Source organism: Klenkia sesuvii (assembly GCF_037083825.1).
GTDB lineage: Bacteria > Actinomycetota > Actinomycetes > Mycobacteriales > Geodermatophilaceae > Klenkia > Klenkia sesuvii.
Genome location: NZ_JBAPLU010000032.1, coordinates 1 through 23121, shown reverse-complemented (window position 1 = coordinate 23121; position 23121 = coordinate 1). Strand labels below are relative to the sequence as shown.

The window sequence follows — 23121 nt, the reverse complement described above, 5'->3', positions numbered from 1 at the left end:
GACGAGCGCGGCCCGGACCCCCGGGCCGCGCTCGTCGTCGTCCTACCGCTCGGCGCGCAGCCGGTCGGCGCTGGGCAGGACCCGCTGCAGCACGTCGGACACCGACAGCACCCCGGCCACCTGGTCGCCGGAGGTGACCACGGCCAGCTGCTCGCCGCGCTGGCGCATCCGGGACAGCGCCTCGTACACCGGGGTCTGCGAGGTCAGCACGAGGGTCGGCCGGGCCCGGTCACCGACCGGTTCGGCGAGCTCGGCACCCAGGGTGTCCCGCACGTGCACCACCTCGGGCAGCGCACCGTCGGGGGTGGACAGCAGGATGCGGAGGTGACCGCTGCGGTCGGCGGCCTCCTGCACCTGGCCGACCGTGGCACCGGCGGGGACCGAGACGACCTCCCGGCGCTGGGGCAGCAGGTCGCCCACGGTCAGCTCCTCCAGCTCCAGCACCGCCGACAGCTGGGTGGTGACCGGGGTCTCCAGCGCACCCCGGCTGGCTGACTGCTCCACCAGGTGCCGGATCGTCTCGGTGTCCTGGCCGCCGGCCGCGGCCCGGTCGACCGGGGTGACGCCGCTGGCGGCCACCAGTCGGTTGGCCAGCTGGTTGATGCCCAGCAGCACCGGGCGCAGCACGGTGACGAACGCCCGCGCCGGCGGCGAGACCGCCTTGGCCGCGGTCTCGGGGTGCGCGATGGCCCACGACTTGGGCGCCATCTCGCCCACCACCAGGTGCAGGAAGGTGACCAGCAGCAGGGACAGCGCGAACGACGTCCCCCCGGCCAGCCACGCCGGCAGGCCGACGTCCTCGAGCACCGGGGCCAGCGCGTGGTCCACCGCCGGCTTGGTGACCGCACCGAGGGCGAAGGTGCAGCCGGTGATGCCCAACTGGGCGCCGGCGAGCATGAGGGTCAGCTCGTTCATCCCGCGCAGGGCCGAACGGGCCGACCGCGACGTGCCCGCCTCCTGCTCCAGCCGGTGCCGGCGGGCCCCGAGCAGGGCGAACTCGATGATGACGAAGAACCCGCTGAGCACGATCAGCACGACCGTGACCGGGACGACGACCAGGGCGCTCACCGGGACTCCTCCACCGTCTCCTGGACGTGCCCGGCCCGGGTCGCGCCGTCGTCGTCCTCGTCCTCGACGTGCGGGCGGGACAGCAGCCTCACCCGGACCTCGCTGGGCACGAACCGTTCGATGCCCAGCACCTCCATCTCCAGCAGCCGGTCGACCCGGTCCTCGTCGACGACCTCCGACAGGTCCTCGGGCAGCTCGACGGTGACCACCCGGCCGACCTCGGGTAGCTCACCGGTCTCGGAGATCAGCAGCCCGGCGACGGTCTCGAAGTCGCCCTCAGGCAGCCGGTGGCCCAGCGAGCGGGCCAGCTCGTCGAGGTGCACGGCGCCGTCCACCCGCCACTCGTCGGGAGAGTCCCCGACGATGAGCTCGGGGGTGTCGGTGTCGTGCTCGTCGGTGATCTCCCCGACCAGCTCCTCGCCGAGGTCCTCGACGGTGAGGATGCCGGCGAACCCGCCGAACTCGTCGACGACGCAGGCCAGCTGCTGCCCGGCCGTGGCCAACTCCTCGGCGACGGCCGGCAGCGGCATCAGCGTGGGGATGACCAGCGGGGGCCGCATGACGTCGGCGACCGGGGTCTGCGGGTCGATGGCGGGGGAGAGCAGGTCGGTGAGCTGGACGACGCCGGCGGGCTGGTCGTCGCCGTCGATGACCGGGTAGCGGGTGTGCGCGTCCCGCATGAGGGCGCGCACCTCCTCCACGGTGGTCTCCGGGTTGACCGTGGCCACCCGTCCGCGCGGCACCATGGCGTGCTCGGCGTCCTGGTCGGGGAAGTCCAGCAGCCGGTCCAGCAGCATGGACAGCTCCAGCGGCAGGTCACCGCTGTCCCGGGAGTCGGCGACGATGCGCTCGAGGTCCTCGGCGGTGGCGGTGGTGTCCAGGTCGTGGATGGGCTCGATCCGCACCGCCCGCAGCAGCAGGTTGGCCGACTTGTCGAACAGCGAGATCAGCCAGCCGAACACCGCCAGGTAGACCAGGGTGGAGCGGGCCAGCCAGCGGGCCATCGGCTCGGCGTTGGCGATGGCCAGGTTCTTCGGGTACAGCTCGCCGATCAGCATCTGCACCACGGCGGCGACGACGAGGACCCCGGCCGTGGTGATCGAGATGGTCACCGCCGAGGCGTTCCCGCCGCCGAGCAGCCCACCGAGGGACTCACCGACCAGGGGCTCGGCCACGAAGCCGATGAGCAGGCCGGTGACGGTGATGCCCAGCTGCGCGCCGGAGAGCATGAACGACGTCCGCCCCGTGACCTTCAGCGCGCGGCCGGCGGCGGCGTCACCGCCGTCGGCCCGCGAGGCCAGCCGGTTCCGGTCCACCGACATGTAGGCGAACTCCTGGGCCACGAAGTAGCCGTTGGCCGCGATGATCACCAACATCAGGACGACGCCGAGCAGGAGCAGCAGCACCTCGCTCACCGAGCGGCCACCGGCGTCGATCGGGCAGGAGCGGGGCGCCGGTGCGCTCGCGGGGGCATGGCAGAAGATTAGCCAGGGTGACCTGCGCCGGCCCGGTCTCCGCGCCCCCGTCCCGGGTCAGGCGTCCCGGTCGCGGTCGGGCGGCAGGCGCAGCGGGAGATGGCTGACCGCGGACCGCTCGGGGCTGCCGGGCCCCGCGTGGCGCATGTGGGCCCCGTACCGGGCGCTGAGCGGGGCGGCGGTGAGCCCGTGCAGCGCGATGCTCAGCACGATCGTCCAGGCCGCCACCTGGAAGACCTCGTCCGCGCCGGGGATGCCGGAGTCGGCGACCAGCACGGCGTAGACGATGGAGGCCAGGCCGCGGGGGCCGGCCCAGGCGATGAACCCGGTCGTGGCGACCCGGACCCGGCTGCCGAGCAGGGACAGCGCCACCGCCAGGGGGCGGACCAGCGCCAGGCTCGCCACCGCGTAGGCCACCGTGCGCCAGTCCAGGTCCCCGGCGATGTCGGCGACCACCACGGAACCGAAGAGCAGGAAGGTCAGCAGCGTCAGCAGCTGGCCCTCCGCCTCGGCGAAGCCGGTCGTGCGGGGGAGCAGCGAGCGCGCCGTGGTCCCCACGACGAGCCCGGCGGTGAACGCCGCGACGAACCCGTTGCCGCCGACGGCCTCGCTGCCGGCGTAGGCGATCGCGGCCAGGGCGACGGTGGCCAGCCGCTGCGTGGTCCCCGTCGCCCAGTTCCGGGAGGAGGACCAGGTCAGCAGCCGCCCACCCAGCCAGCCGGTCAGCGCCCCGACCAGGACACCGAGGCCGACCAGCTGGAGGACCAGGCCGACGTAGCCCAGCGCCGAGTCGGTGTCGTCCCGGGCGACGTCGAGCAGCACGGTGAGGAACGGGACGGCCAGCCCGTCGTTGAGGCCGCTCTCCACGTTGAGCGTCTGCCGGATCCGCAGGGGCACCGCGTCGTTGCCCACGAAGGACTGGCCCAGCGCGGCGTCGGTGGGGGCCAGGGTCACCGCCAGCAGGGCGACCGCGGCGACCGGCATCTCGGGGAACAGCAGCAGGCCCACGCCGACGCCGACCAGCACCGCGAGCGGCAGCCCGAAGCCGAGCAGGCGGAGGGCCAGCTGGTGCTCGCCCAGGACCTTGCGGAGGTCCATCCGGGAGGCGTCGGTGAACAGGACGACGACCAGGGTGGCTTCGGCCAGCACGCTCACGACCTCGCTGCCGACGCCGAACTCCACGATGCCGAGCACCCCGGGGCCCAGCACCAGCCCCGCGGCGGTGAAGACCATCGGCATGGTGATGGGGGTGCCGCTGAGCCGCCCGGCGAGCAGCCCGAAGGCCAGCACCGCGAGGCCGACGACGAGGATCGTGGTGGTCACCGGGTGTCGGTGCCCGGTCGGCCCCCCGGGCAACCGGGCCCGGGTCAGCCGGCGGTGGCGTCCAGGACGAGCCGGGACGTCGCAGCCGGTGCGTCCCACACGGGGAAGTGCCCGCAGGAGTCGAACCAGTGCAGCTCGGCGTCGGGGAAGGCGCGCTGGGCCCGGGCCGCCTGCCGGGCCAGGGTGACGCGGTCACGCCGTCCCCAGCCGATCACCAGCCGGCCCCGGGCGGTCCCGGCCGGGGCCGGCTGCTGGCGGGGGCCCCGGGCCAGGTCCTCGAGCAGGGCGTCGAACGACGGCGACCGGACGTAGCCGCGCAGCTCACGGGTGACCGCGTCGCCGTCCAGCGCCCAGGGGCGGGCGGAGAACTGGGGGAGCAGCGCGGTGCGGCCGACCGGGCTGGCCAGCAGCGCGGGCAGCGCGCCGTCGATGCGGCGCAGCAGCGCGATGGAGGCCGACAGGCTGATGCGGAAGGCGGTCGCCTCGCGGTCGCTCCAGAAGCCACCCGGGTCCAGGGCCACGACGTGGCGGCCCACCCCGCGGCGGGTCAGCTCGAGCACCATCCGGGCACCCATCGAGCTGCCCACCAGCGGTGCGTCGGTGAGTCCCTGCTCGCGCAGCCAGCTCTCGAGGGTGTCGGTCAGCCCGGCCAGCGACGGGTCGGGCAGCGGTGGGGTGTCCCCGGCGAAGCCCGGGAGGTCGACGGCGAGGACCTCCCGTTCGGCGGCGAGGGCGGGCAGCACGGTCTCCCAGGACCGCCAGGACCCGCCCAGGCCGTGCACGAGGACGAGCGGAGGTCCAGAACCGGTGCGGTGCGCGGTGAGATCCATCCGTCGCTCCTACCCGGCCGGCCCCCCACGTCATCCACGCAGGGTGTCCCCGTCGCCGCCGTCAGGCCGTCAGCTGCAGGGTCGTCGTCCGTGGCAGGTCGACCACCGAGGTGCCGATCCGGAGCTGGTGGTCACCCGCCTCGTACTGCCAGCGTCGGACCAGTACGCCAGGTACCGGGTGTCCACGGCGACCTCGACGCGGGCCGTCTCGCCGGCGGGGACGCGCGCGGCGGCCGAGCCGACCAGCCACCGCACGGGGCGGTCGACCGCTGAGTCCGGCCGCTCGGCGTAGACCTGCACGACCTCCTTGCCGTCGCGGTCACCGCGGTTGGTCACCTCCACGGTCACGGTCACCACCTCGCCGGGGGCGGCCCGGTCGGGCGCCTCGACGCCGGACAGCTCGAGGTCGCCGTACCCCCGCCCGCTCCTGAACCAGTAGGCGGGCTGCGCGCCGGACCGCAGCCAGGCCCGGTAACCGACGTGGATCCCCTCGGCGTACTCGACGACGCCGTCGACGGGTGTGCAGTCCAGCACCGGGACGTCGGCCTCGGTGGCCGGCCAGGTGGTGGGCAGCCGCCCGCCCGGCTCGGCGACCCCGAGCAGCATGTCGGCGACGGCGTTGCCGAACTCCTGGCCGCCGAACCAGCCGATCAGCAGGGCTGCGACGTCCTCCCGCCACGGCAGGAGGACCGGCGCCCCGGCGTTGACCAGGACCACGGTGCGGGGGTTGGCGGCGGTCACGGCGCGGACCAGGTCGTCCTGCCGGCCGGGCAGGGCCAGGGAGTCCCGGTCGTACCCCTCGGACTCCACCACCGAGTTGGTGCCGACGACGACCAGTGCCACGTCGGCCGCGGCGGCGGCCCGGGCCGCCTCGGCGATCAGTGCATCGGGATCGGCGTCGGCGGGTTCGGTGCCCAACCACAGCGACAGCGTGGCGGGGTTGACCCCGGTCCGGTCGACGAGGTCGAGGACCAGCCGGACGTCCACCGGCGTGCCTGCGGTCAGCACCACCTCGGCCGAGGCGCTGGGCGGGCTGAGGAAGCCGGCCCCCAGTTCGGTGCCCGCCGGGGTGAGGGTGTCGTCGATCAGCCGCTCGCCGTCGACGAACAGCTGGGCGTGGCCCACCAGGGAGAAGCCCAGCCGGACCGGGCCCGACTCGGTCGGGGTCCAGCGGGTGCTCAGCTCGTAGCGGGCGGCGGTCCCGATGGGTGCGTCGCCGCCGAAGTAGACCAGGTTGCTCGCCCGCCGGTCCTCGCTGAACAGCTCGGTGCCGTCGGCGTCCAGGAACCGGGCGCGCAGTCCCGGGGTGCCGCTGACCGGGTTGGTCAGCTCGGCCAGCGGGAGCTCGACGACCCCGCTCCGCACGACCGCGCCGAGGGAGTAGCTCACGTCCACGCCCGGCAGCGCGGCCCGCAGGCCCTCCAGCGGGGAGACGGTGGACTCCGGGACGACGGTGGCGCTGCCGCCACCCTGGGTGCGGACGGCGGATGCGTTGTCGCCGATGACCGCGACCGAGCGCAGCGCCGCGGCGTCCCAGGGCAGCTCACCCCGGTTCTCCAGCAGCACGGTGCCCTCCGCGGCTGCCTCCCGGGCGAACGCGACGCCGTCCTCCACCCAGACCGGTTCCGCCGGGCGGCCGCCGCCCAGGGCCCCGACCCGCCGGGCCAGGGTGAGCAGGCGCAGCACCTTGCGGTCGACCACGGCCTCGTCGATCGTGCCGTCGCGCACGGCGGCGACCAGCGCGTCGCCCCACGGGCCCTTGGGCCCGGGCATCACCAGGTCCTGGGACGCCTTCGCCGAGGCCAGGCTGCGCACCGCCGTCCAGTCGCTGACCACCACCCCGTCGAAGCCCCACTCGTCGTTCAGCGGGGTCTCCAGCAGCTCGTTCTCGGTGACCGTGGCGCCGTTGGCCGAGTTGTACGCACTCATCACCAGCCAGGCGCGGGCGTCGGTGACGGCCTTCTCGAACGCCAGCAGGTACACCTCGCGCAGCGTGCGGTCGTCGACCCGGACGTCGGCCGTGAAGCGCTCGGTCTCGAAGTCGTTGGCCACGTAGTGCTTGGGCGTCGCGCCGACGCCGTTGTCCTGCACCCCGGTCACGTAGGCGGCGGCGAGCTCGCCGGTGAGCACCGGGTCCTCGCTGAAGGCCTCGAAGTGCCGGCCACCCAGGGGGGAGCGGTGCAGGTTGATCGTGGGGCCGAGGACGACGTCGACGTCCTTGCGCCGTGCCTCCACGGCGGCGGCGGCGCCGTACCGACGGGCGACGTCGACGTCCCAGGCCGCCGACAGAGCGGTCGCCGAGGGCAGGTTGAGCGAGGGGTCGCGCTCGTCCCACAGCTCGCCGCGGACCCCGGAGGGGCCGTCGGAGACCAGCATGCGGCGCAGGCCGATCCGCTCCACCGGCCACGTGGTCCAGAAGTCGCGGCCGGTGAGCAGCTGCACCTTCTCCTCGAGGGTCAGCTCCGCCAGCGCGTCGGTGAGGTTTCGATCGGGGAGAGCCTGGTCGGCGCGTGCCTGGGTGTGGGTCATGGCATCCGTTCGGTCAGGCCGGCCTCGGTGCTGGCAGGGCGGCAGGAGTGATCCGGCCCACCGTAACCGACCTACCGACCATTCGGTAGGCAGACGAGTGCTCGCGCTGGTCTCACCCGTACGGGGCCTACCAATCGCTCGGTAAGCGATCACCTGCATGGCATGATCTCGCCCACGGGGCACAGCACCCGCACATCGTCCGTCGGTGGCAAGGGGTTGTTCAGTGGTGGCCGAACGCATCGAGGGGCTGCGCCTGCCGCGGACGCAGCGTCGTCAGCAGATCCTGACCGCGGCTGCCCAGGCCTTCGCCGAGACCGGCTTCCACGGCACGAGCCTGGCCGACGTGGCCACCCGGGTCGGGGTCTCCCAGCCCGGGTTGCTGCACCACTTCCCGAGCAAGCAGGCCCTGATCCTGGCGGTGCTGGAGGAACGCGACGCCGAGGACGCGCGCTACCTCGACGAGGTCTTCCAGCAGGCCGACCCGAGCGTCGTGGACTGGTTGGTGGTGCTCTGCGCGAAGAACGCGCAGCGGCCCGAGCTGGTCCAGCTCTACACGGTCGCCGCCGCGGAGAGCCTGGACCCGGCTCACCCGGCGCACGAGTTCTTCCAGCGCCGGTACCAGCGCATCCGGCAGGTGCTCGCCGCCCGGATCGAGCTGGACCAGCAGAAGGGTCTGATCGACCCCGTGCACGTCCCGGAGGACCTCGCCTCGGAGCTGGTCGCGCTGATGGACGGGCTCCAGCTCCAGTGGCTGATGCGCCCTCCCGTCGACATGTGCGGCCTGCTGCGGCGGCGGCTGGCTCGGCTGTCGGCGGCAGCCGGGGTGGCGGCCGGGGTGGCGGCCGGCCACGGTGGCGACCGGTCGGATGACTGACGCACAGGCGCGGGACCGTCGTTTCCCGCAACGGGTCTACGGGCGGGGAGAGGAGCCCGACCCCCGTTTCAGCTTGGCCAACGAACGGACCTTCCTGGCCTGGATGCGCACCTCGCTGGCCCTGCTGGCCGCCGGGGTGGCGCTGGAGGCGCTGGACCTGCCGATCGCCGAGGGCATCCGGCTGGCCAGCGCGCTCCTCCTCGTCGTGCTCGGCCTGCTGGCCCCCGTGCAGGCGTGGCTCGGTTGGGTGGCCACGGAGCGGGCCATGCGTGAATCGCGGCCACTGCCCTCCCCGCGGCTGGGGTTGCCCACCGCCATCGGGGTCGCCGTGGCCGGCCTGCTGGTGCTGGTCGGGCTCGTGCTGCGGTGAACGCACTGTCCGGCCCGGTCTTCGACGTCGGGCTGCAGGCCGAGCGGACGGCGCTGGCCTGGCGGCGCACCGCGCTGGCCATGGCGGTCGGCGCCGTCGGGGCCGGTCGGCTGGCGGCGCCGGTGCTCGGGACGCCCGCGCTGGCAGCCGCAGCGATCGGGCTCGCCCAGGCGGCTCTCGTCACCGTGGTGGCCCGCCGGCGCTACCGCGTCGTGCACGGATCCCTCACCACCCACGGCGACCTCACCGGCGTCCGCCAGGCCGGCCTGCCGATCGCGGCGCTCGCCTGCTCCGGCCTGCTGGTCGGTCTACTGGCCCTGGCCTTCGTGCTGGGGGGCTGACGCGCACGACCCTGGCACCCCTACCGAGCGATCGGTAGGTTGCAGATGCCGTGTACACGTCCCCGGTGGACGGCGCGCGGCCCGACCAGGAAGAAGGCGATCACGGTGCGGCCACCGAACGTGCTCTGGATCAGCACCCACGACATCAACCCCCACCTGGGCTGCTACGAGGGGGTGTACCCGGGCGCCGAGTACGCGGTCACCCCGCGGCTGGACCAACTGGCCGCCGAGGGCGTCGTGTACGACAACGCCTTGGCCAGCGCGCCGGTGTGCGCGCCGTCCCGCTCGGCGATCTACACCGGCTGCCACCCGATCTCGATCGGCACCATGCACATGCGCACCAAGGCGGTGCCCCCGCCGGCGGTCACGCTGTTCACCGAGTACTTCCGGGCGGCGGGCTACTACACCACCAACAACTGGTTCACCGACTTCCAGGTGCAGACGCCCGGCACCGCCTTCGACGACTGCAGCGACACCGCGCACTGGCGCAACCGGCCCAGCGAGGACACCCCGTTCTTCGCCACCTTCCAGGGCATGATCACCCACGAGTCGCAGATCTACCTCGACGACGAGGCCTTCGCCGCCCGCACCGCGCGGGTGCTGCCCGAGGAGCGGCACGACCCGGCCGACGCGCCGCTGCCGCCCTACCACCCCGACACCCCGGTGTTCCGCAGGGCATGGGCCCGCTACGCCGACCTGATCACCGAGATGGACCACTGGGCGGGGGAGTTCCTCGACCAGCTGGCCGAGGACGGGCTCGCCGAGGACACGATCGTGGTGTTCTGGAGCGAGCACGGGTTGGGCATGCCGCGCGGCAAGCGGTGGTCCTACGAGAGCGGGCTGCGCGAGCCGCTGATCGTGCGCTGGCCGGGGGTCCTGGCCCCGGGGCAGCGGCGCACCGAGCTGGTCCAGCTGATGGACCTGGCGCCGACCATGCTGGAGGTCTGCGGCATCCCGGTGCCCGAGCACATGCAGGCCAGGCCGTTCCTGGACCGGGACGGGCAGTTCCTCGTCCAGAACGAGTACGCGTTCGGTGGCCGGGACCGGATGGACGTGCAGGAGGACACCTGCCGCACCGTCCGGGACGCCCGCTACCGCTACATCCGCAACCTGCACCCCGACCGCTCGGGCATGCAGCACTGCGAGTACCCCGACCACCTCGCCACCTGGGCGGAGCTGCGCCGGCTGCACTCGCTGGAGGGCAACCAGCTCGCCACCGGGCAGGTGCGCGACGTGCTGACCCCGCTGCAGCGCTCGGTGGTGGCGGCCAGCAAGCCCGCCGAGGAGCTGTACGACCTGCAGGCCGACCCGCACGAGACGGCGAACCTGGCCACCGACCCGGCGCACGCCGCCGTGCTGGACCGCCTCCGCCGTGCGCTGGAGGACTGGATGACCGACGTCGGGGACCTGGGTCAGGTGCCCGAGGACGAGCTGATCGAGCAGTGGCGCCCGGGCGGCCGCCTGCGCCCGACCGCCGCGCCGGTGGTGGTCGTGGCGGACGGCCGGCTGGTCGCGACCTGCGACACCCCTGGGGCGTCGATCGGCTGGACCACCGACCCGGCCGGGACGACGACCGCCGCGGCCGGCCTCGTCGGCGCGATCGGGTCGCCCGAGCAGGACGGCCGGTACTGGCGGCTGTGCAGCGGCCCGGTGGCCGCGCCCGACGCCGACCGGGTGTGGTTCCGGGCCTGGCGCCTCGGCCACGCGCCGAGCGAGGACGTCGTCGTCGACCTGCGCTGACCCCGATCGGGTCACGGTTGGGTCACATCGGCCGGGATGTGGCCGCGGGGCTTGCCGCCTACCAAATGCTCGGTAGGTTAGCTGCGTCACACGGGGCTCAGAACTCAGCGAGGAGTCACCCAATGCAGCCCACTCGAACCCAGCGCACCCGAGCATCCGTCGCCTCGGTCGCCCTGGCCTCCCTGCTGGCCGCGGGCTGCAGCTCGGCGGTCGACCAGGCCGACGACGCGGCCACCCAGGGCGGCAGCGGGGAGTGCCAGCAGGGCGGCACCGTGGTCGCCGCGAACTCCTCGGCCCCCGAGGTCTCCCGGGTGCTCGCGCAGAGCGCGACCAACCAGCTGTGGGTGCGAGGGGTCTTCGAGCCCCTGATCAACGTCTCCACCGCCGACCTCGACGACCCCCAGCCGGTGCTGGCCACCGGGTGGGAGATCAGCGACGACGGCCGCACCGCGGTGCTGCAGCTGCGCGAGGGGGTCACCTTCCACAGCGGCCGAGCATTCACCGCCGAGGACGTCGTGTTCACGATGCAGCAGGCGCTGGACCCGGCCACCGTCTCCGACGTCAAGGCCATCCTCTCCGGCTGGCAGGTGGAGGCCACCGGCGAGCTGGAGGTGACCATCACCGCGCAGACGTCGCTGACCGAGACGCTGGCCAGCACGCTGGCACTGACCCCGATCGTGGACTCGGCGACCTACGCGGGGCTGCTGGACGGGTCGCAGATCGTGGGCACCGGACCGTTCACCGTGGAGAGCTACACCCCCGGCGCCGACATCGTCCTGGTCAAGAACGAGAGCTACTCGCAGGAGGGGTTGCCCTACCTGGACCGGATCGAGTCCACCACGATCCCCGACTCCACCGCCCAGGTCGCCTCGCTGCGGTCGGGTCGGGCGCAGCTGTCGGCCGGGCTGACCGTGCAGGACGCCATCTCGGTCACCGAGGGCAACCCGCAGTACGAGCTGCTGGACACCGTCAACGGCACCTACCCGATCGTCCTGGACGCCGTGGCGGACCAGCAGCTGCGCCAGGCCATCGGCTACGCCATCGACAAGGACCGGATCAACGAGCAGGTCTTCGGCGGTCGGGGCACCACCGACGGGCTGTACTGGGCCGCGGCGTCGGCGAGCTACCCCGACGACCTGACCGGCACCTACGACTACGACCCCGACCAGGCGCGGGCGCTGATCGAGGAGGCCGGCGCGGCCGGGACGACGGTGCCGATCACGGTCATCAACCTCCCGGCGGTGGCCGCCGAGTACGAGATCATCGCCAACAACCTCACCGAGGTCGGCCTGGTGCCCGAGCTGAACCTGCTGGCCCCGCCGGACTACCAGCAGCGCCTGGCCGCCGGCGAGGGTGGCAGCTACCTGTCCCTGCGTGGGCTGAACGGCTCGCCGGCCTTCCTGGTGCAGACCAACGCCGACCTGCGGCTGGAGGGCGCGCACCGCCAGTTCAGCACCCCGGAGCTCACCGAGCTGACCACCGCGGTGATCGACGCGACCTCGTCCGAGGAGAGCGCCGACGCCGTCGCCGACCTGACCGAGTACATGGTCGACCAGGCCTACCTGCACCCGCTGGTCACCGTGCCCGGCACCGCGGTGCAGTCCACCGACCTGCAGGACGTCGAGGTCGTGCTCGGCGGCTGGACCCCGGCCACCTCCTGCTTCACCGAGTGACGGCAGGGGACCGGCTGTCGACCGGTCGGGACTGGCTGGTGGTCGACCCCGACCGGCCGGACGACGTCCGCGCCCCGCGGGCACTGCTGGACGCCGACGTCCGGCTGCACGGCCGGCCCGCCGCACCCGAGGTCGAGGACGTGTTCCACGCCGACCCCCACGCCGACCCCGCCCTGGCCGGCGTGCGCGACCACCTGCCGGACCTGCTGCGCGCGCACTCCGCAGCGGCGGTGCAACCCTCGGCCGAGGTGGTCGACCGGATGACCCGGGAGGCCGTCGCCGCGGTGCGGTCGGCCCGGCAGGACAAGGACCCAGGAGGAGCTCCGTGAAGGCCATCGTGGTGATGTTCGACAGCCTCAACCGGCGGTACCTGCCGCCCTACGGCGCGCAGGGGGTGCACGCACCCAACTTCGAGCGGCTGGCGCAGCGGACGGCGACCTTCGACACCTGCTACGCCGGCAGCATGCCCTGCATCCCGGCCCGCCGGGAGATGCACACCGGCCGGTACAACTTCCTGCACCGCGGCTGGGGGCCGCTGGAGCCCTTCGACGACTCGGTGCCCGAGATGCTCAAGGCCGCCGGCGTGCACACCCACCTGGCCACCGACCACCAGCACTACTGGGAGGACGGCGGGGCGACCTTCCACAACCGGTACAGCACCTACGAGTTCTTCCGGGGCCAGGAGGGCGACTTCTGGAAGGGCCAGGTCGCCGACCCGCCGATGCCCGCCGACCTCAAGCGGGTGCGCCGGCCGGCCTACCGGCAGGACTGGGTCAACCGCCAACACCTGACCGACGAGGCCGACCACCCGCAGACGCTGACCTTCGACGCGGGGCTGGAGTTCATCGACACCAACGCCGGCGAGGACCGCTGGATGGTGCAGATCGAGGCCTTCGACCCGCACGAGCCCTTCTTCAGCTACGACCGCTACGCCGACCTCTACCCCGAGGACCACGACGGGCCGCACCGCGACTGGCCCGACTACGCCCAGGTGCTGGAGACCCGCGACCAGGCCGCGCACCTGCGCCGGCAGTACAAGGCGCTGCTGAGCATGTGCGACCGCTCGCTGGGCCGGGTGCTGGACCGGATGGACGCCCTGGACCTGTGGGAGGACACCATGCTGATGGTGGTCACCGACCACGGCTTCCTGCTCGGCGAGCACGGCTGGTGGGGCAAGAACATCCCGCCGTGGTACGAGGAGACCATCCACACCCCGCTGTTCGTGTGGGACCCGCGCAGCCGGGTCGCCGGTCAGCGACGGTCCAGCCTGGTGCAGACGATCGACATCGGTCCTACCCTGCTGGAGTTCTTCGACGTCGACCGCACGCCGGACATGGAGGGCCGGCCGCTGCGCGGGGTCGTCGAGGCAGACGAGCCGGTGCGCACCGCGGGGCTGTTCGGGGGGTTCGGCGGGCACGTCAACGTCACCGACGGCCGCTACGTCTACATGCGTGCCCCGGTCACCGCGGCCAACGAGCCGCTGGCGGAGTACACGCTGATGCCGACCCACATGATGTCCCGGTTCACCCCGGCGGAGCTGCGCTCGGCCACCCTGGCGCCGCCGTTCCGGTTCACCAAGGACGTGCCGACCTTGCGCACCGGCGGCGCGGCGATGGGCAGCCCGTTCGCCTTCGGGACCCTGCTGTTCGACCTGGCGACCGACCCCGAGCAGCGCACGCCGCTGGTGGACGACGAGCTGGAGGCCCGGATGGTCGGGCTGATGCTGGAGCTCATGCGGGCCAACGACGCCCCGCCGGAGCAGTACCAGCGGCTGGGTCTGCCGCCGGAGGGGCCCGCGGACGAGGGCCACCTGCTGGTGCGCCGGCACTGGCCGCAGGTGGAGGCCGCGCGCACCCCGGTCCGCCGAGAGGAGTACCCGGCCGGGCTGTGCAGCGCGAACACCCCGCTGCGGGAGCTGCTCGCCGACCCCGCGGCCACCGCCGTCGTGGGGTCCGTGGTGCCCGGTCTGCTGCGCGAACCGATGCGCACGATCACCGCGCCGCTGAGCCCGGTGGAGGTCGCCGCGTTCGCCGTCGGCCTGCTCCCGGTGGCCCGGCTGCGCGACCTCTCCGACGGCCTGGCGGCGCTGTCCGCGGACCGCTGAGGTCACGGTTCGGCAACGTCGCGGAAATCTTCGGCGAAGCCTTGCTTCTTACCGAGTGTTCGGTAGGTTACCGGCATCACAGCGAGGTGCGGGCCGTCACATGGACCCGTCAGCCGCCCGGACCCTCGCCGAACCCAGCCCGAGTGACGAAGGGGTTGCTCCCGGGGAGGGCGGCAACTTCCTGTCCGTGCGCGGCATCAACGGCACGCCGGCGTTCATGGTCCAGACCAACCAGGACCTGCGGGTCAGCGGCGGTCACCGGCAGACCACGACGCCGGAGTACGAGCAGCTGGTGCAGCAGCTCGTCGAGGCCACCGGTGACGACGCCGACGACGCCGTCGAGGCCTACACCGACTACCTCAACGAGCAGGCGGTCGTCGTGCCGCTGGTGACATCGACCGGCGTCGCGGTGCGCAGCACCCAGGTGCAGGGCATCGACGGCCAGCTGCTGGGCACCCCGGCGACCGGCGCCTGCTTCGTCGAATGATCCGGTTCCTGATCAGGAGGGCGCCGTCGGTTCTGCTGGTGCTGTTCGCCACCAGCGTGATCGCCTTCCTGCTCCCTCGGCTGGTGCCCGGCGACCCGGCCGCGGCGGTCGCCGGGCCGGACGCCTCGGCCGAGACCATCGCGGCCATCCGGGCCGACCTGGGCCTGGACCAGCCGCTGGTCGGGCAGTACTTCAACTGGATGGGCGGGCTGTTCACCGGTGACCTGGGGCAGTCGCTCCGGTTCAACCGGCCGGTCGCCGAGCTGATCGGGGACCGCCTGGCCAGCACGTTGGAGCTGGCGCTGCTGGCCGGGCTGTTCCTGGTCGTGTTCGGCATCGGCCTGGGCGTGCTGGCCGGCTCGGTCCGGGCCCGGTGGGCCCGGGTGCTGGTCGAGGGCACCAACACCGGCCTGCTGGCCGCCCCGCCGTTCCTGGTCGGCCTGCTGTTCATCCTGGTCTTCGGGGTCTTCTTCCGGGTGCTGCCCACCAGTGGCGAGGTCTCGGTGCTCGACGACCCCGAGATCGGCATCCAGTACCTGGTGCTGCCGGCGCTGGCGCTGGCCCTGCCGATGTCGGCCGGGGTGGCGCGGTTGGTGCAGACCCGGATGCTGGCCATCCGCCAGGAGGAGTTCATCGACCTGGCGGTCAGCAAGGGCGTGCCGCCCCGGCGGATCAGCCAGCGGCACGTGCTGCGCAACAGCCTCGGCCCGGCGGTCGTCGCGATCGGCATCCGGTTCGGTGACCTGCTGGCCGGTGCGGTCGTGATCGAGGCGATCTTCGCCCGCTACGGGCTGGGCCAGCTGGCCGTGTCCGGGGCGCAGAGCGCGGACTACACCGTGGTCCAGGTGCTGATCGTCTTCGCCGTCTTCATCGCCGTCATCGGCCAGCTGCTCACCGAGATCGTGCTGGCCGCGCTCGACCCCCGCGTCCGATTGGGCTGATCGACATGACCAAGGCAATCGACACGTCCACCAACGGGCCCGGGGACCTCCCCGAGGACCCCGGCTCGGGACCGGTGCCGGCCCGGGCCGGACGCCGCAAGCGCACCGGGGGCGATGCGTGGTCGCGGTACGCCAGCGCGCTGAGCACGCCGAAGGGGCTCACGGCGGCGATCCTGCTCGTGCTGCTCATCGGGGTCGCGCTGCTGGCACCGGTGCTCTTCCCGGGCGGTTACGACCAGCAGGCCCGGGGTGCGCTGGCCGGCCCGTCGGCGCAGCACTGGCTAGGCACCGACGAGTTCGGCCGCGACATCCTGACCCGCACGGTCTACGGCCTGCGGACCGACCTCTCGCTGATCCTGCTCGCGGTCCCGGTCGCCATGGTGATCGGTACGGCGCTGGGCCTGTCGGGGTACCTGTCCAAGACATTGGGCTCGGTGACCCAGCGGCTGCTGGACATCATCCTGGGCTTCCCCGGCCTCATCCTCGGCATCATGATCGTGCTGGTCATCGGCACCGGCTGGCTGGCGCTGTTCCTGGCCATCGTGGTCGCCGGGCTCCCCGGTTTCGGCCGGCTCGCCCGGGCCGGGCTGCTCGGTGAGGAGCAGCGCGAGTACGTGATGGCCGCCCGCGTGCTCGGCGTCAAGAAGTCGACCGTGATGACCCGGCACATCCTGCCCAACGTGGTCGACCCGCTGCTGGTCCAGGCGTCGGTGTTCATGGTCGTGGCGATCTTCATCGAGGCCGGTCTGTCCATCGTGGGCCTGGGCATCAACCCGCCCAACCCCTCCCTCGGTGCGATGCTCAACGTGGGTGCCCGGTACGTGCAGTCGCTGCCGACCTACGTGATCGGCCCCGGCGTGCTGCTGCTGCTGCTCGCGCTGGCCTTCACCCTGCTGTCCGACGCTCTGAACCAGGTGGCGAACCGGCGATGACCCTCTCCTCCCAGCACACCGGCGCCACCGCGGTGACGCAGACCGACGTCCTGCTCGACGTGCGCGGCCTGCGCACCGAGTTCCGCACCGCCGAGGGCGTGGTGCGGGCGGTCAACGACGTGACCTTCTCCGTCCGCCCGGGCCAGGTGCTCGGCATCGTCGGGGAGTCCGGCTCGGGCAAGTCGGTCACCGCCCGGTCGATCCTGCGGATGGTGCGTGCCCCCGGCGAGATCACCGGCGGGGAGGTGGTCTACCGCGGCACCGACCTGCTGACCCTCGACGACAAGCGGATGCGGGAGCTGCGCGGCGAGGAGATCGCCATGGTCTTCCAGGACCCGCAGTCCGCGCTCAACCCGGTGATGACCGTCGGCGACCAGATCGCCGAGGCGCTGATCGTGCACGGCACCGACAAGAAGCAGGCCCGCGAGCGGGCCCGCGAGCTGCTCGGGCAGGTCGGCATCCCCGACGTCGACCGCCGGCTCGACGAGTACCCGCACCAGTTCTCCGGCGGCATGCGCCAGCGCGTGGTCATCGCCGTCGCGCTGGCCAGCAAGCCCTCGTTGCTGATCGCCGACGAGCCGACCACCGCGCTGGACGTGACCATCCAGGCGCAGATCCTGCGCCTGCTGGGCGACCTGCGCGACGAGCTCGGCATCGCGGTCATCATGATCACCCACGACATGGGCGTGGTCGCCGAGATGTGCGACGACGTCGTGGTCATGTACGGCGGCCGGGTGATGGAGCGCGGCCCGGTGGAGACCATCTTCGGCCGCCCCCAGCTGCCCTACACCGCCGACCTGCTCGCCGCCATGCCCCGCATCGACGAGCACTCCGCCGGACGGCGGCTGCCGGCCATCCCCGGCTCACCGCCGGACCCGGCCAACCTGCCGCCGGGGTGCCCGTTCCAGCCGCGCTGCCGGCTGGCCGAGGACATCTGCTCGGAGCGGGTGCCCGAGCTGCTGCCCCGGGAGGGGGAGCGGCACCTGGCCGCCTGCCACGTCACCGAGCGCGGGATGGAGATCCCGCCGCTGGTGCCCGACGAGCCCGCCGGCGGGGAGCGCGCCAGCGCCTCGCTGCCGCTGCTGCAGATCGAGGACCTCAAGGTCGACGTGGCCGGGGACCGGCGGCGGTTGTTCGGCAAGCACGAGCCGGTCTACGCCGTCGCCGGGGTCAGCCTCACCGTCTCCAGCGGCGAGACCCTGGGGCTGGTCGGGGAGTCCGGCTGCGGCAAGTCGACCCTGGCCCGCACCATCGTGGGGATCAACCCCGCCGCGGCGGGCACCATCACCGTCGGCGACCACGTCGTGGGCTCCGACGAGGCGGCCGGGTCCAAGGCGCTGCGCGAGACGGTGCAGTACGTCTTCCAGGACCCCTACGCCTCGCTGAACCCGCGGCGCACCATCCGCCAGTCCCTGGACGAGGCGCTGGCGGTGCGCGGGGTGCCGGCGGGGGAACGCGACGCCGAGGCCCGCAGCCTGCCCGAGCGCGTCGGGCTGCACGAGCGCTACCTGGACCGCTACCCGCACGCGTTCTCCGGCGGGCAGCGCCAGCGCGTGGGCATCGCCCGCGCGCTGGCGGCACGGCCCAAGCTGCTCATCCTCGACGAGCCGGTCTCGGCGCTGGACGTCTCCATCCAGGCGCAGATCATCAACCTGCTGGAGTCGCTGCGCGACGAGTTCGACCTCGGCTACCTGTTCATCGCCCACGACCTGTCGGTGGTGCGCCACCTCTCCGACCGGGTGGTGGTCATGTACCTGGGGTCCTTCGTCGAGGTCGGCGATGCCGAGGCCGTCTACGCCAACCCCCAGCACCCCTACACCGCGGCGCTGCTGGCGTCCTCACCGGTCCCCGACACCGCGGAGAAGGACCGCGAGCGGATCGTGCTGGGCGGGGACCTGCCCAGCCCGAAGAACCCGCCGTCGGGGTGCCGGTTCCGCACCCGGTGCCCGATCGGGCCGCTGCACCACCCCGACCGTACGGTCTGCGTGGAGCAGGAGCCGGCGTTGCAGCCGACGCCCACCGGTCAGCTGGCGGCCTGCCACTTCGCCGGGGAGCTCTCCCGCGCGGGGACCCCGGCGTGAGCGGGGCCTGCTGCGCACCGGACCGGGGGGCCGACTCCGCCCCTCCGGGCCGGGGAGCAGCGGGCCCGGTGCCCCCGGTCACCGCTGCGGGCACCGTGGTGGGCCGGGAGTCGATGGTCGACCTGCCCGGGGGCGCCTTCCGGATGGGGACCGACGACCGGTACGGGTTCCCCTCCGACGGCGAGGGCCCGGTGCGCACCGTCGAGGTCTCCCCGTTCCTGGTCGACCGGTACGCCGTCTCCAACGCGCAGTTCGCCGCATTCGTCGCGGCCACCGGCTACGTCACCGAGGCCGAGCGGTTCGGCTGGTCCTACGTCTTCGTCGGCTTCCTCCCGGGGGAGCTGCGCCGCATCTCCCCGCGCCCGGACATCACCCCGTGGTGGGCAGCGGTCACCGGCGCCGACTGGCGCCGGCCGGAGGGGCCGGGCAGCTCGACGGACGAGCGGGGCGACCACCCCGTGGTGCACGTGTCCTGGGACGACGCGGCCGCCTACGCCGGCTGGGCCGGCAAGCGGCTGCCGACCGAGGCGGAGTGGGAGTACGCCGCCCGCGGCGGGCTCGACCAGCGGCGCTACCCCTGGGGCGACGAGCTCACCCCGGGTGGGGAGCACCGGGCCAACATCTGGCAGGGCCGCTTCCCGGTGAAGAACACCCGCGAGGACGGCTTCGCGGGGACCGCACCCGTCGACGCCTTCCCGCCGAACGGCTTCGGCCTGTTCACACCGCCGGCAACGTGTGGGAGTGGTGCGCCGACTGGTGGGGGACCGACCACCCGACCGGCCCGGTCCGCGACCCGGCCGGGCCGGCGACCGGCCCCGGCAAGGTCATGCGCGGGGGCTCCTACCTGTGCCACGACAGCTACTGCAACCGCTACCGGGTGGCCGCCCGCACCCGCAACGAGATCGGCAGCGCCGGCGGGAACACCGGTTTCCGCTGCGCCCGCGACGCCGACTGACCCCTGACCGCGGGGCCGGTGGTGTGCACCCCCACCGACCCCGCTCCACCGCCACCCGACCCGGGAGACCGCCATGCGCATCATCTACATCGACGTCGACACGCTGCGGGCCGACCACACCACCCCGTACGGCTACGCCCGGCCCACCACGCCCAACCTGCAGGCGCTGGCCGACCGCGGTGTCACCTTCGACCGGTACTACTGCTCGGACTCCCCGTGCCTGCCCTCGCGAACCGCACTGACCAGCGGCCAGTTCGGGATCAGCAACGGGGTCATCGGCCACTTCGGCGAGGCGGCCCGGTACCGGCTGGACTCCGGCCACTCCCCGCACCCCGAGCGGCCGCTGCTGGGCCAGCGGCTCGGTGACCACGGCTGGTACACCGCGGCGGTGTCGATGTTCGCCGAGCGGCACCGGGCCTACCACTTCCTGGGCAACTTCCGGGAGTCGATCCGGGCCACCAACCAGATCAACGACGAGGACGGCAGCGCGATCAACCGGGTGGGGCTGGACTGGATCCGCCGGCACGCCGACGAGGACGACTGGTACCTGCACCTGACCTACTGGGAGCCGCACACCCCCTACCTCACCGAGCCGGGCTGGACGGAGAAGGCCGCCGCCTCCGGTCCGCCGCCGGCCTGGCCGGAGCAGGAGGCGATCGACGGGCACCAGGAGGTCTACGGCGCGCGCAGCGCACTCGACCTGCACTACAGCGTGGTGCCGCGCACCTCGCCGACGCCGCACAACGCGCCGGACCAGATCCGCACCCGGGCGGACTTCGAGCACCTGATCAACGGCTTCGACGGCACGATCATGTACTGGGACCAGCTGTTCGGGGAGCTGCTGGCCACCCTGGACGAGCTCGGCATCGCCGAGGAGACCGCGATCATCGTCAGCGCCGACCACGGGGAGTCCTTCGGGGAGAACGGTTCCTACGGCGAGCACGGGCACGCCAACGAGGCGGTGCTGCGCCTGCCGCTGGTCGTCTACTGGCCCGGGGTCACCGACGACCTGCCCGACTCGGCGCGGCACTGCGACAGCCTGCTCTACAACATCGACCTGGCGCCGACCCTGTGCGACCTGCTCGACGTGCCGGTCCCCCCGGGCTGGCAGGGGGAGTCCTTCGCCGACGCGGTGCGCGGTGAGCAGATCGGCTCGCGGGAGTACCTGGTGCTCAGCCAGGGTGCGCACACCTACCAGCGGGCGGTGCGCACCCGGGACCACATGTACATCCGCACCTACCACCCCGGCGTCATGAAGGTGGACTGGGAGCAGCTCTACGACGTCACCGCCGACCCGCACCTGACCCACAACCTGGTCGAGGAGCAGCCGGCGCTGGCCGGGGAGATGCGCAGCCACCTGGCCGAGTGGTGGCACACCTACGCCGGCCGGCCCGGCGCCCTGCCCGACCCGATGCAGACCACGCTGCAGGTCGGCCCGACCTACTACAACGACCCGGTCATGTACGCCGACCACCTGCGGGCCACCGGGCGGGCGCACCTGGCCGAGGACCTCGAGCGGCAGCTGTCCACCGCCCTGGGCGCGACCCCGGTGAGCTGGCACGCCAGCGAGCAGTCCTGGCCGGCCGAGCGCCGCGAGCGGATGGTGCGGCGCTTCGCCGGCGTCGCCGCCCCGCCGGCGACCCGCTCCGACGAGCTCGACTAAGCAGACCTGGAGGACCCCCGTGCGCGCCATCGTCCTGATGTTCGACAGCCTCAACCGGCACATGCTGCCGCCCTACGAGCCGGACACCTTCGTCGAGGCCCCGAACTTCGCCCGGCTGGCGGAGCGGGCGGTGACCTTCGACGACTTCTACGCCGGGTCGATGCCTTGCATGCCGGCCCGGCGCGAGATGCACACCGGCCGGTACAACTTCCTGCACCGCAGCTGGGGCCCGCTGGAACCCTTCGACGACTCGATGCCGGAGCTCCTCAAGCAGGCCGGGGTGCACACCCACCTGGCCACCGACCACCAGCACTACTTCGAGGACGGGGGCGGCAACTACCACACCCGCTACTCGACCTGGGAGTTCTTCCGCGGCCAGGAGGGGGACCCGTGGAAGGGGGTCGTGCCCCGCCCGGACGAACCAGCGGGCGACCCCGCGGTGCACCCGGTCTTCCGGGCACTGCACCGGCAGGACGCGATCAACCGCAGCTGCATGCCGACCGAGGCCGACCACAACCAGACCCGCACGGTCGACGCCGGCATCCACTTCCTGGAGACCAACGTCGGAGCGGACAACTGGTTCCTGCAACTGGAGCTGTTCGACCCGCACGAGCCGTTCTTCACGCACGAGGACCACAAGAAGCGGTACGCGCACGACTACGACGGACCGCAGTTCGACTGGCCCGGGTACCAGAAGGTGACCGAGCCCGCGTCCCAGGTGGCGCACGCGCTACGAGTACGCGGCGCTCGTCTCGATGTGCGACGCCTCGCTCGGGCGGTTGCTGGACTTCATGGACGGCCACGACATGTGGGCCGACACGATGCTGATCATCAACACCGACCACGGCTTCCTGCTCGGTGAGCGGGGGTGGTGGGCGAAGTCGGTGATGCCCTGGTTCAACGAGCTGGTGCGGCTGCCCTTCTTCCTCTGGGACCCGCGCACCGGCGAGCAGGGCACCCGCTGCGGCGCACTGGCGCAGACGATCGACATCGCGCCGACGCTGCTGCGCTTCTTCGGGCTCGAACCCACCCCCGACGTGCAGGGCCGGGACCTGGCGGAGCTCATCGGCGGGGACCAGGTGCCGGGCGGGCAACGGCCGCCGCGCGAGGGCGGGTTGTTCGGCGCGCACGGCGGTCACGTCAACGTCACCGACGGGCGCTACGTCTACATGCGGGCGCCGGCCGAGGCGAGCAACGCGCCGCTGGACGAGCACACGCTGATGCCCGCCCACATGCGCAGCCGGTTCGGCGCGGGGGAGCTCGCCGACTGGGAAGCGGCCGAGCCGTTCTCGTTCACCAAGGGCCTGCGCACCCTGCGCATCCCGGCCTCCGGCGCGCGCAGCAACCCCTGGCTGCACGGCACGCTGCTGTTCGACCTGGCGACCGACCCCGGCCAGCTGCGCCCCCTGCAGGACGACGACGTCGAGCTGCACATGCTGCGGTTGCTTGCCCGCCTGATGCACGAGAACGACGCCCCGCCCGGCCAGTTCCAGCGACTGGGCATCCCGTTCAGCGGGGAGGTCGGGCCCGAGAACCTGCTGGTGCGCGCCCAGGCCGACCGGGCAGCGGCGACGGCCGAGCCCCTGCCGCCGCTGGCCGAGCTGCCCGCTGCCGACCTGCTCCTGGAGCCGTTGGCCCGCCTCCTGCAGGACCCCCGGGCGCACGCGGTGGTCGAACGGCACGTGCCCGAGCTGACCCGCACCGAGCTGCTCACCCTCCCGCCCACCCTCGGTGT

Annotated in this window: 19 protein-coding genes and 1 pseudogene; 15 read left to right on the top strand and 5 right to left on the bottom strand. The window is 73.0% G+C overall.

Annotation, left to right across the window (positions count from 1 at the left end):
- Positions 1-42: 42 nt before the first annotated feature.
- The 5 genes from TEK04_RS20080 to TEK04_RS20060 all read right to left on the bottom strand — a co-directional run bounded on the left by TEK04_RS20080 (position 43) and on the right by TEK04_RS20060 (position 7225).
- Positions 43-1068 (bottom strand): CNNM domain-containing protein, encoded by a 1026-nt coding sequence (locus TEK04_RS20080; RefSeq protein WP_336406144.1) that lies wholly within the window; start codon positions 1066-1068, stop codon positions 43-45.
- Positions 1065-2483 carry a hemolysin family protein gene (locus tag TEK04_RS20075; protein ID WP_336406143.1) on the bottom strand — a complete coding sequence of 473 codons (1419 nt, stop codon included), beginning with the start codon at positions 2481-2483 and terminating at the stop codon, positions 1065-1067. Before TEK04_RS20075 ends, TEK04_RS20080 begins: the two co-directional genes overlap by 4 nt.
- Before the next feature lie 117 nt (positions 2484-2600).
- On the bottom strand, positions 2601-3866 hold the full coding sequence (locus TEK04_RS20070; RefSeq protein WP_336406142.1) for a cation:proton antiporter: 1266 nt from the start codon (positions 3864-3866) through the stop codon (positions 2601-2603).
- Between the two features lie 44 nt (positions 3867-3910).
- Complete coding sequence (locus TEK04_RS20065) at positions 3911-4696, bottom strand: alpha/beta fold hydrolase (RefSeq protein ID WP_336406141.1); 786 nt, start codon at positions 4694-4696, stop codon at positions 3911-3913.
- Between the two features lie 69 nt (positions 4697-4765).
- Entirely contained in the window at positions 4766-7225 is a 2460-nt protein-coding gene (locus TEK04_RS20060; protein ID WP_336406140.1) for a glycoside hydrolase family 3 protein, read from the bottom strand.
- A 226-nt stretch (positions 7226-7451) separates the two neighbouring features.
- Here TEK04_RS20060 and TEK04_RS20055 point away from each other — a divergent pair, with 226 nt between their 5' ends.
- The 15 genes and pseudogenes from TEK04_RS20055 to TEK04_RS19985 form a co-directional block, all read left to right on the top strand.
- A complete protein-coding gene (locus tag TEK04_RS20055) occupies positions 7452-8099 on the top strand; it encodes a TetR/AcrR family transcriptional regulator (RefSeq protein ID WP_336406139.1) in 648 nt (215 codons plus the stop codon).
- Positions 8092-8469, top strand: coding sequence for a YidH family protein (locus TEK04_RS20050; RefSeq protein ID WP_336406138.1), 378 nt, complete (start codon positions 8092-8094; stop codon positions 8467-8469). The genes TEK04_RS20055 and TEK04_RS20050 overlap by 8 nt, the downstream gene beginning before the upstream one ends.
- The gene (locus tag TEK04_RS20045) at positions 8466-8810 is read left to right on the top strand and encodes a DUF202 domain-containing protein (RefSeq protein ID WP_336406137.1); all 345 of its coding nucleotides are present in this window, start codon (positions 8466-8468) and stop codon (positions 8808-8810) included. The genes TEK04_RS20050 and TEK04_RS20045 overlap by 4 nt, the downstream gene beginning before the upstream one ends.
- A 105-nt stretch (positions 8811-8915) precedes the next feature.
- A complete protein-coding gene (locus tag TEK04_RS20040) occupies positions 8916-10550 on the top strand; it encodes a sulfatase family protein (RefSeq protein ID WP_336406136.1) in 1635 nt (544 codons plus the stop codon).
- 122 nt (positions 10551-10672) lie between these two features.
- A complete protein-coding gene (locus TEK04_RS20035) occupies positions 10673-12223 on the top strand; it encodes an ABC transporter substrate-binding protein (RefSeq protein ID WP_336406135.1) in 1551 nt (516 codons plus the stop codon).
- A complete protein-coding gene (locus TEK04_RS20030; RefSeq protein ID WP_336406134.1) occupies positions 12220-12552 on the top strand; it encodes a hypothetical protein in 333 nt (110 codons plus the stop codon). Before TEK04_RS20035 ends, TEK04_RS20030 begins: the two co-directional genes overlap by 4 nt.
- On the top strand, positions 12549-14327 hold the full coding sequence (locus tag TEK04_RS20025; protein WP_336406133.1) for a sulfatase: 1779 nt from the start codon (positions 12549-12551) through the stop codon (positions 14325-14327). Before TEK04_RS20030 ends, TEK04_RS20025 begins: the two co-directional genes overlap by 4 nt.
- 187 nt (positions 14328-14514) lie before the next feature.
- Positions 14515-14814, top strand: coding sequence for a hypothetical protein (locus tag TEK04_RS20020; RefSeq protein ID WP_336406132.1), 300 nt, complete (start codon positions 14515-14517; stop codon positions 14812-14814).
- A complete protein-coding gene (locus TEK04_RS20015) occupies positions 14811-15755 on the top strand; it encodes an ABC transporter permease (RefSeq protein ID WP_336406131.1) in 945 nt (314 codons plus the stop codon). Before TEK04_RS20020 ends, TEK04_RS20015 begins: the two co-directional genes overlap by 4 nt.
- Positions 15756-15760: 5 nt before the next feature.
- A complete protein-coding gene (locus TEK04_RS20010; protein ID WP_336406130.1) occupies positions 15761-16687 on the top strand; it encodes an ABC transporter permease in 927 nt (308 codons plus the stop codon).
- Positions 16684-18768: a dipeptide ABC transporter ATP-binding protein gene (locus TEK04_RS20005; RefSeq protein WP_336406129.1), complete on the top strand. Its 2085-nt coding sequence runs from the start codon at positions 16684-16686 to the stop codon at positions 18766-18768. Before TEK04_RS20010 ends, TEK04_RS20005 begins: the two co-directional genes overlap by 4 nt.
- Positions 18769-18881: 113 nt before the next feature.
- Positions 18882-19723: pseudogene (locus TEK04_RS20000) on the top strand (formylglycine-generating enzyme family protein).
- A 73-nt stretch (positions 19724-19796) separates the two neighbouring features.
- Complete coding sequence (locus tag TEK04_RS19995; RefSeq protein ID WP_336406127.1) at positions 19797-21386, top strand: sulfatase family protein; 1590 nt, start codon at positions 19797-19799, stop codon at positions 21384-21386.
- A gap of 19 nt (positions 21387-21405) precedes the next feature.
- Positions 21406-22248 carry a sulfatase-like hydrolase/transferase gene (locus TEK04_RS19990; protein WP_336406126.1) on the top strand — a complete coding sequence of 281 codons (843 nt, stop codon included), beginning with the start codon at positions 21406-21408 and terminating at the stop codon, positions 22246-22248.
- Positions 22142-23121: sulfatase/phosphatase domain-containing protein (locus tag TEK04_RS19985; RefSeq protein ID WP_336406125.1), on the top strand; the 980-nt coding region annotated here is incomplete at its 3' end. The genes TEK04_RS19990 and TEK04_RS19985, both read left to right, overlap by 107 nt.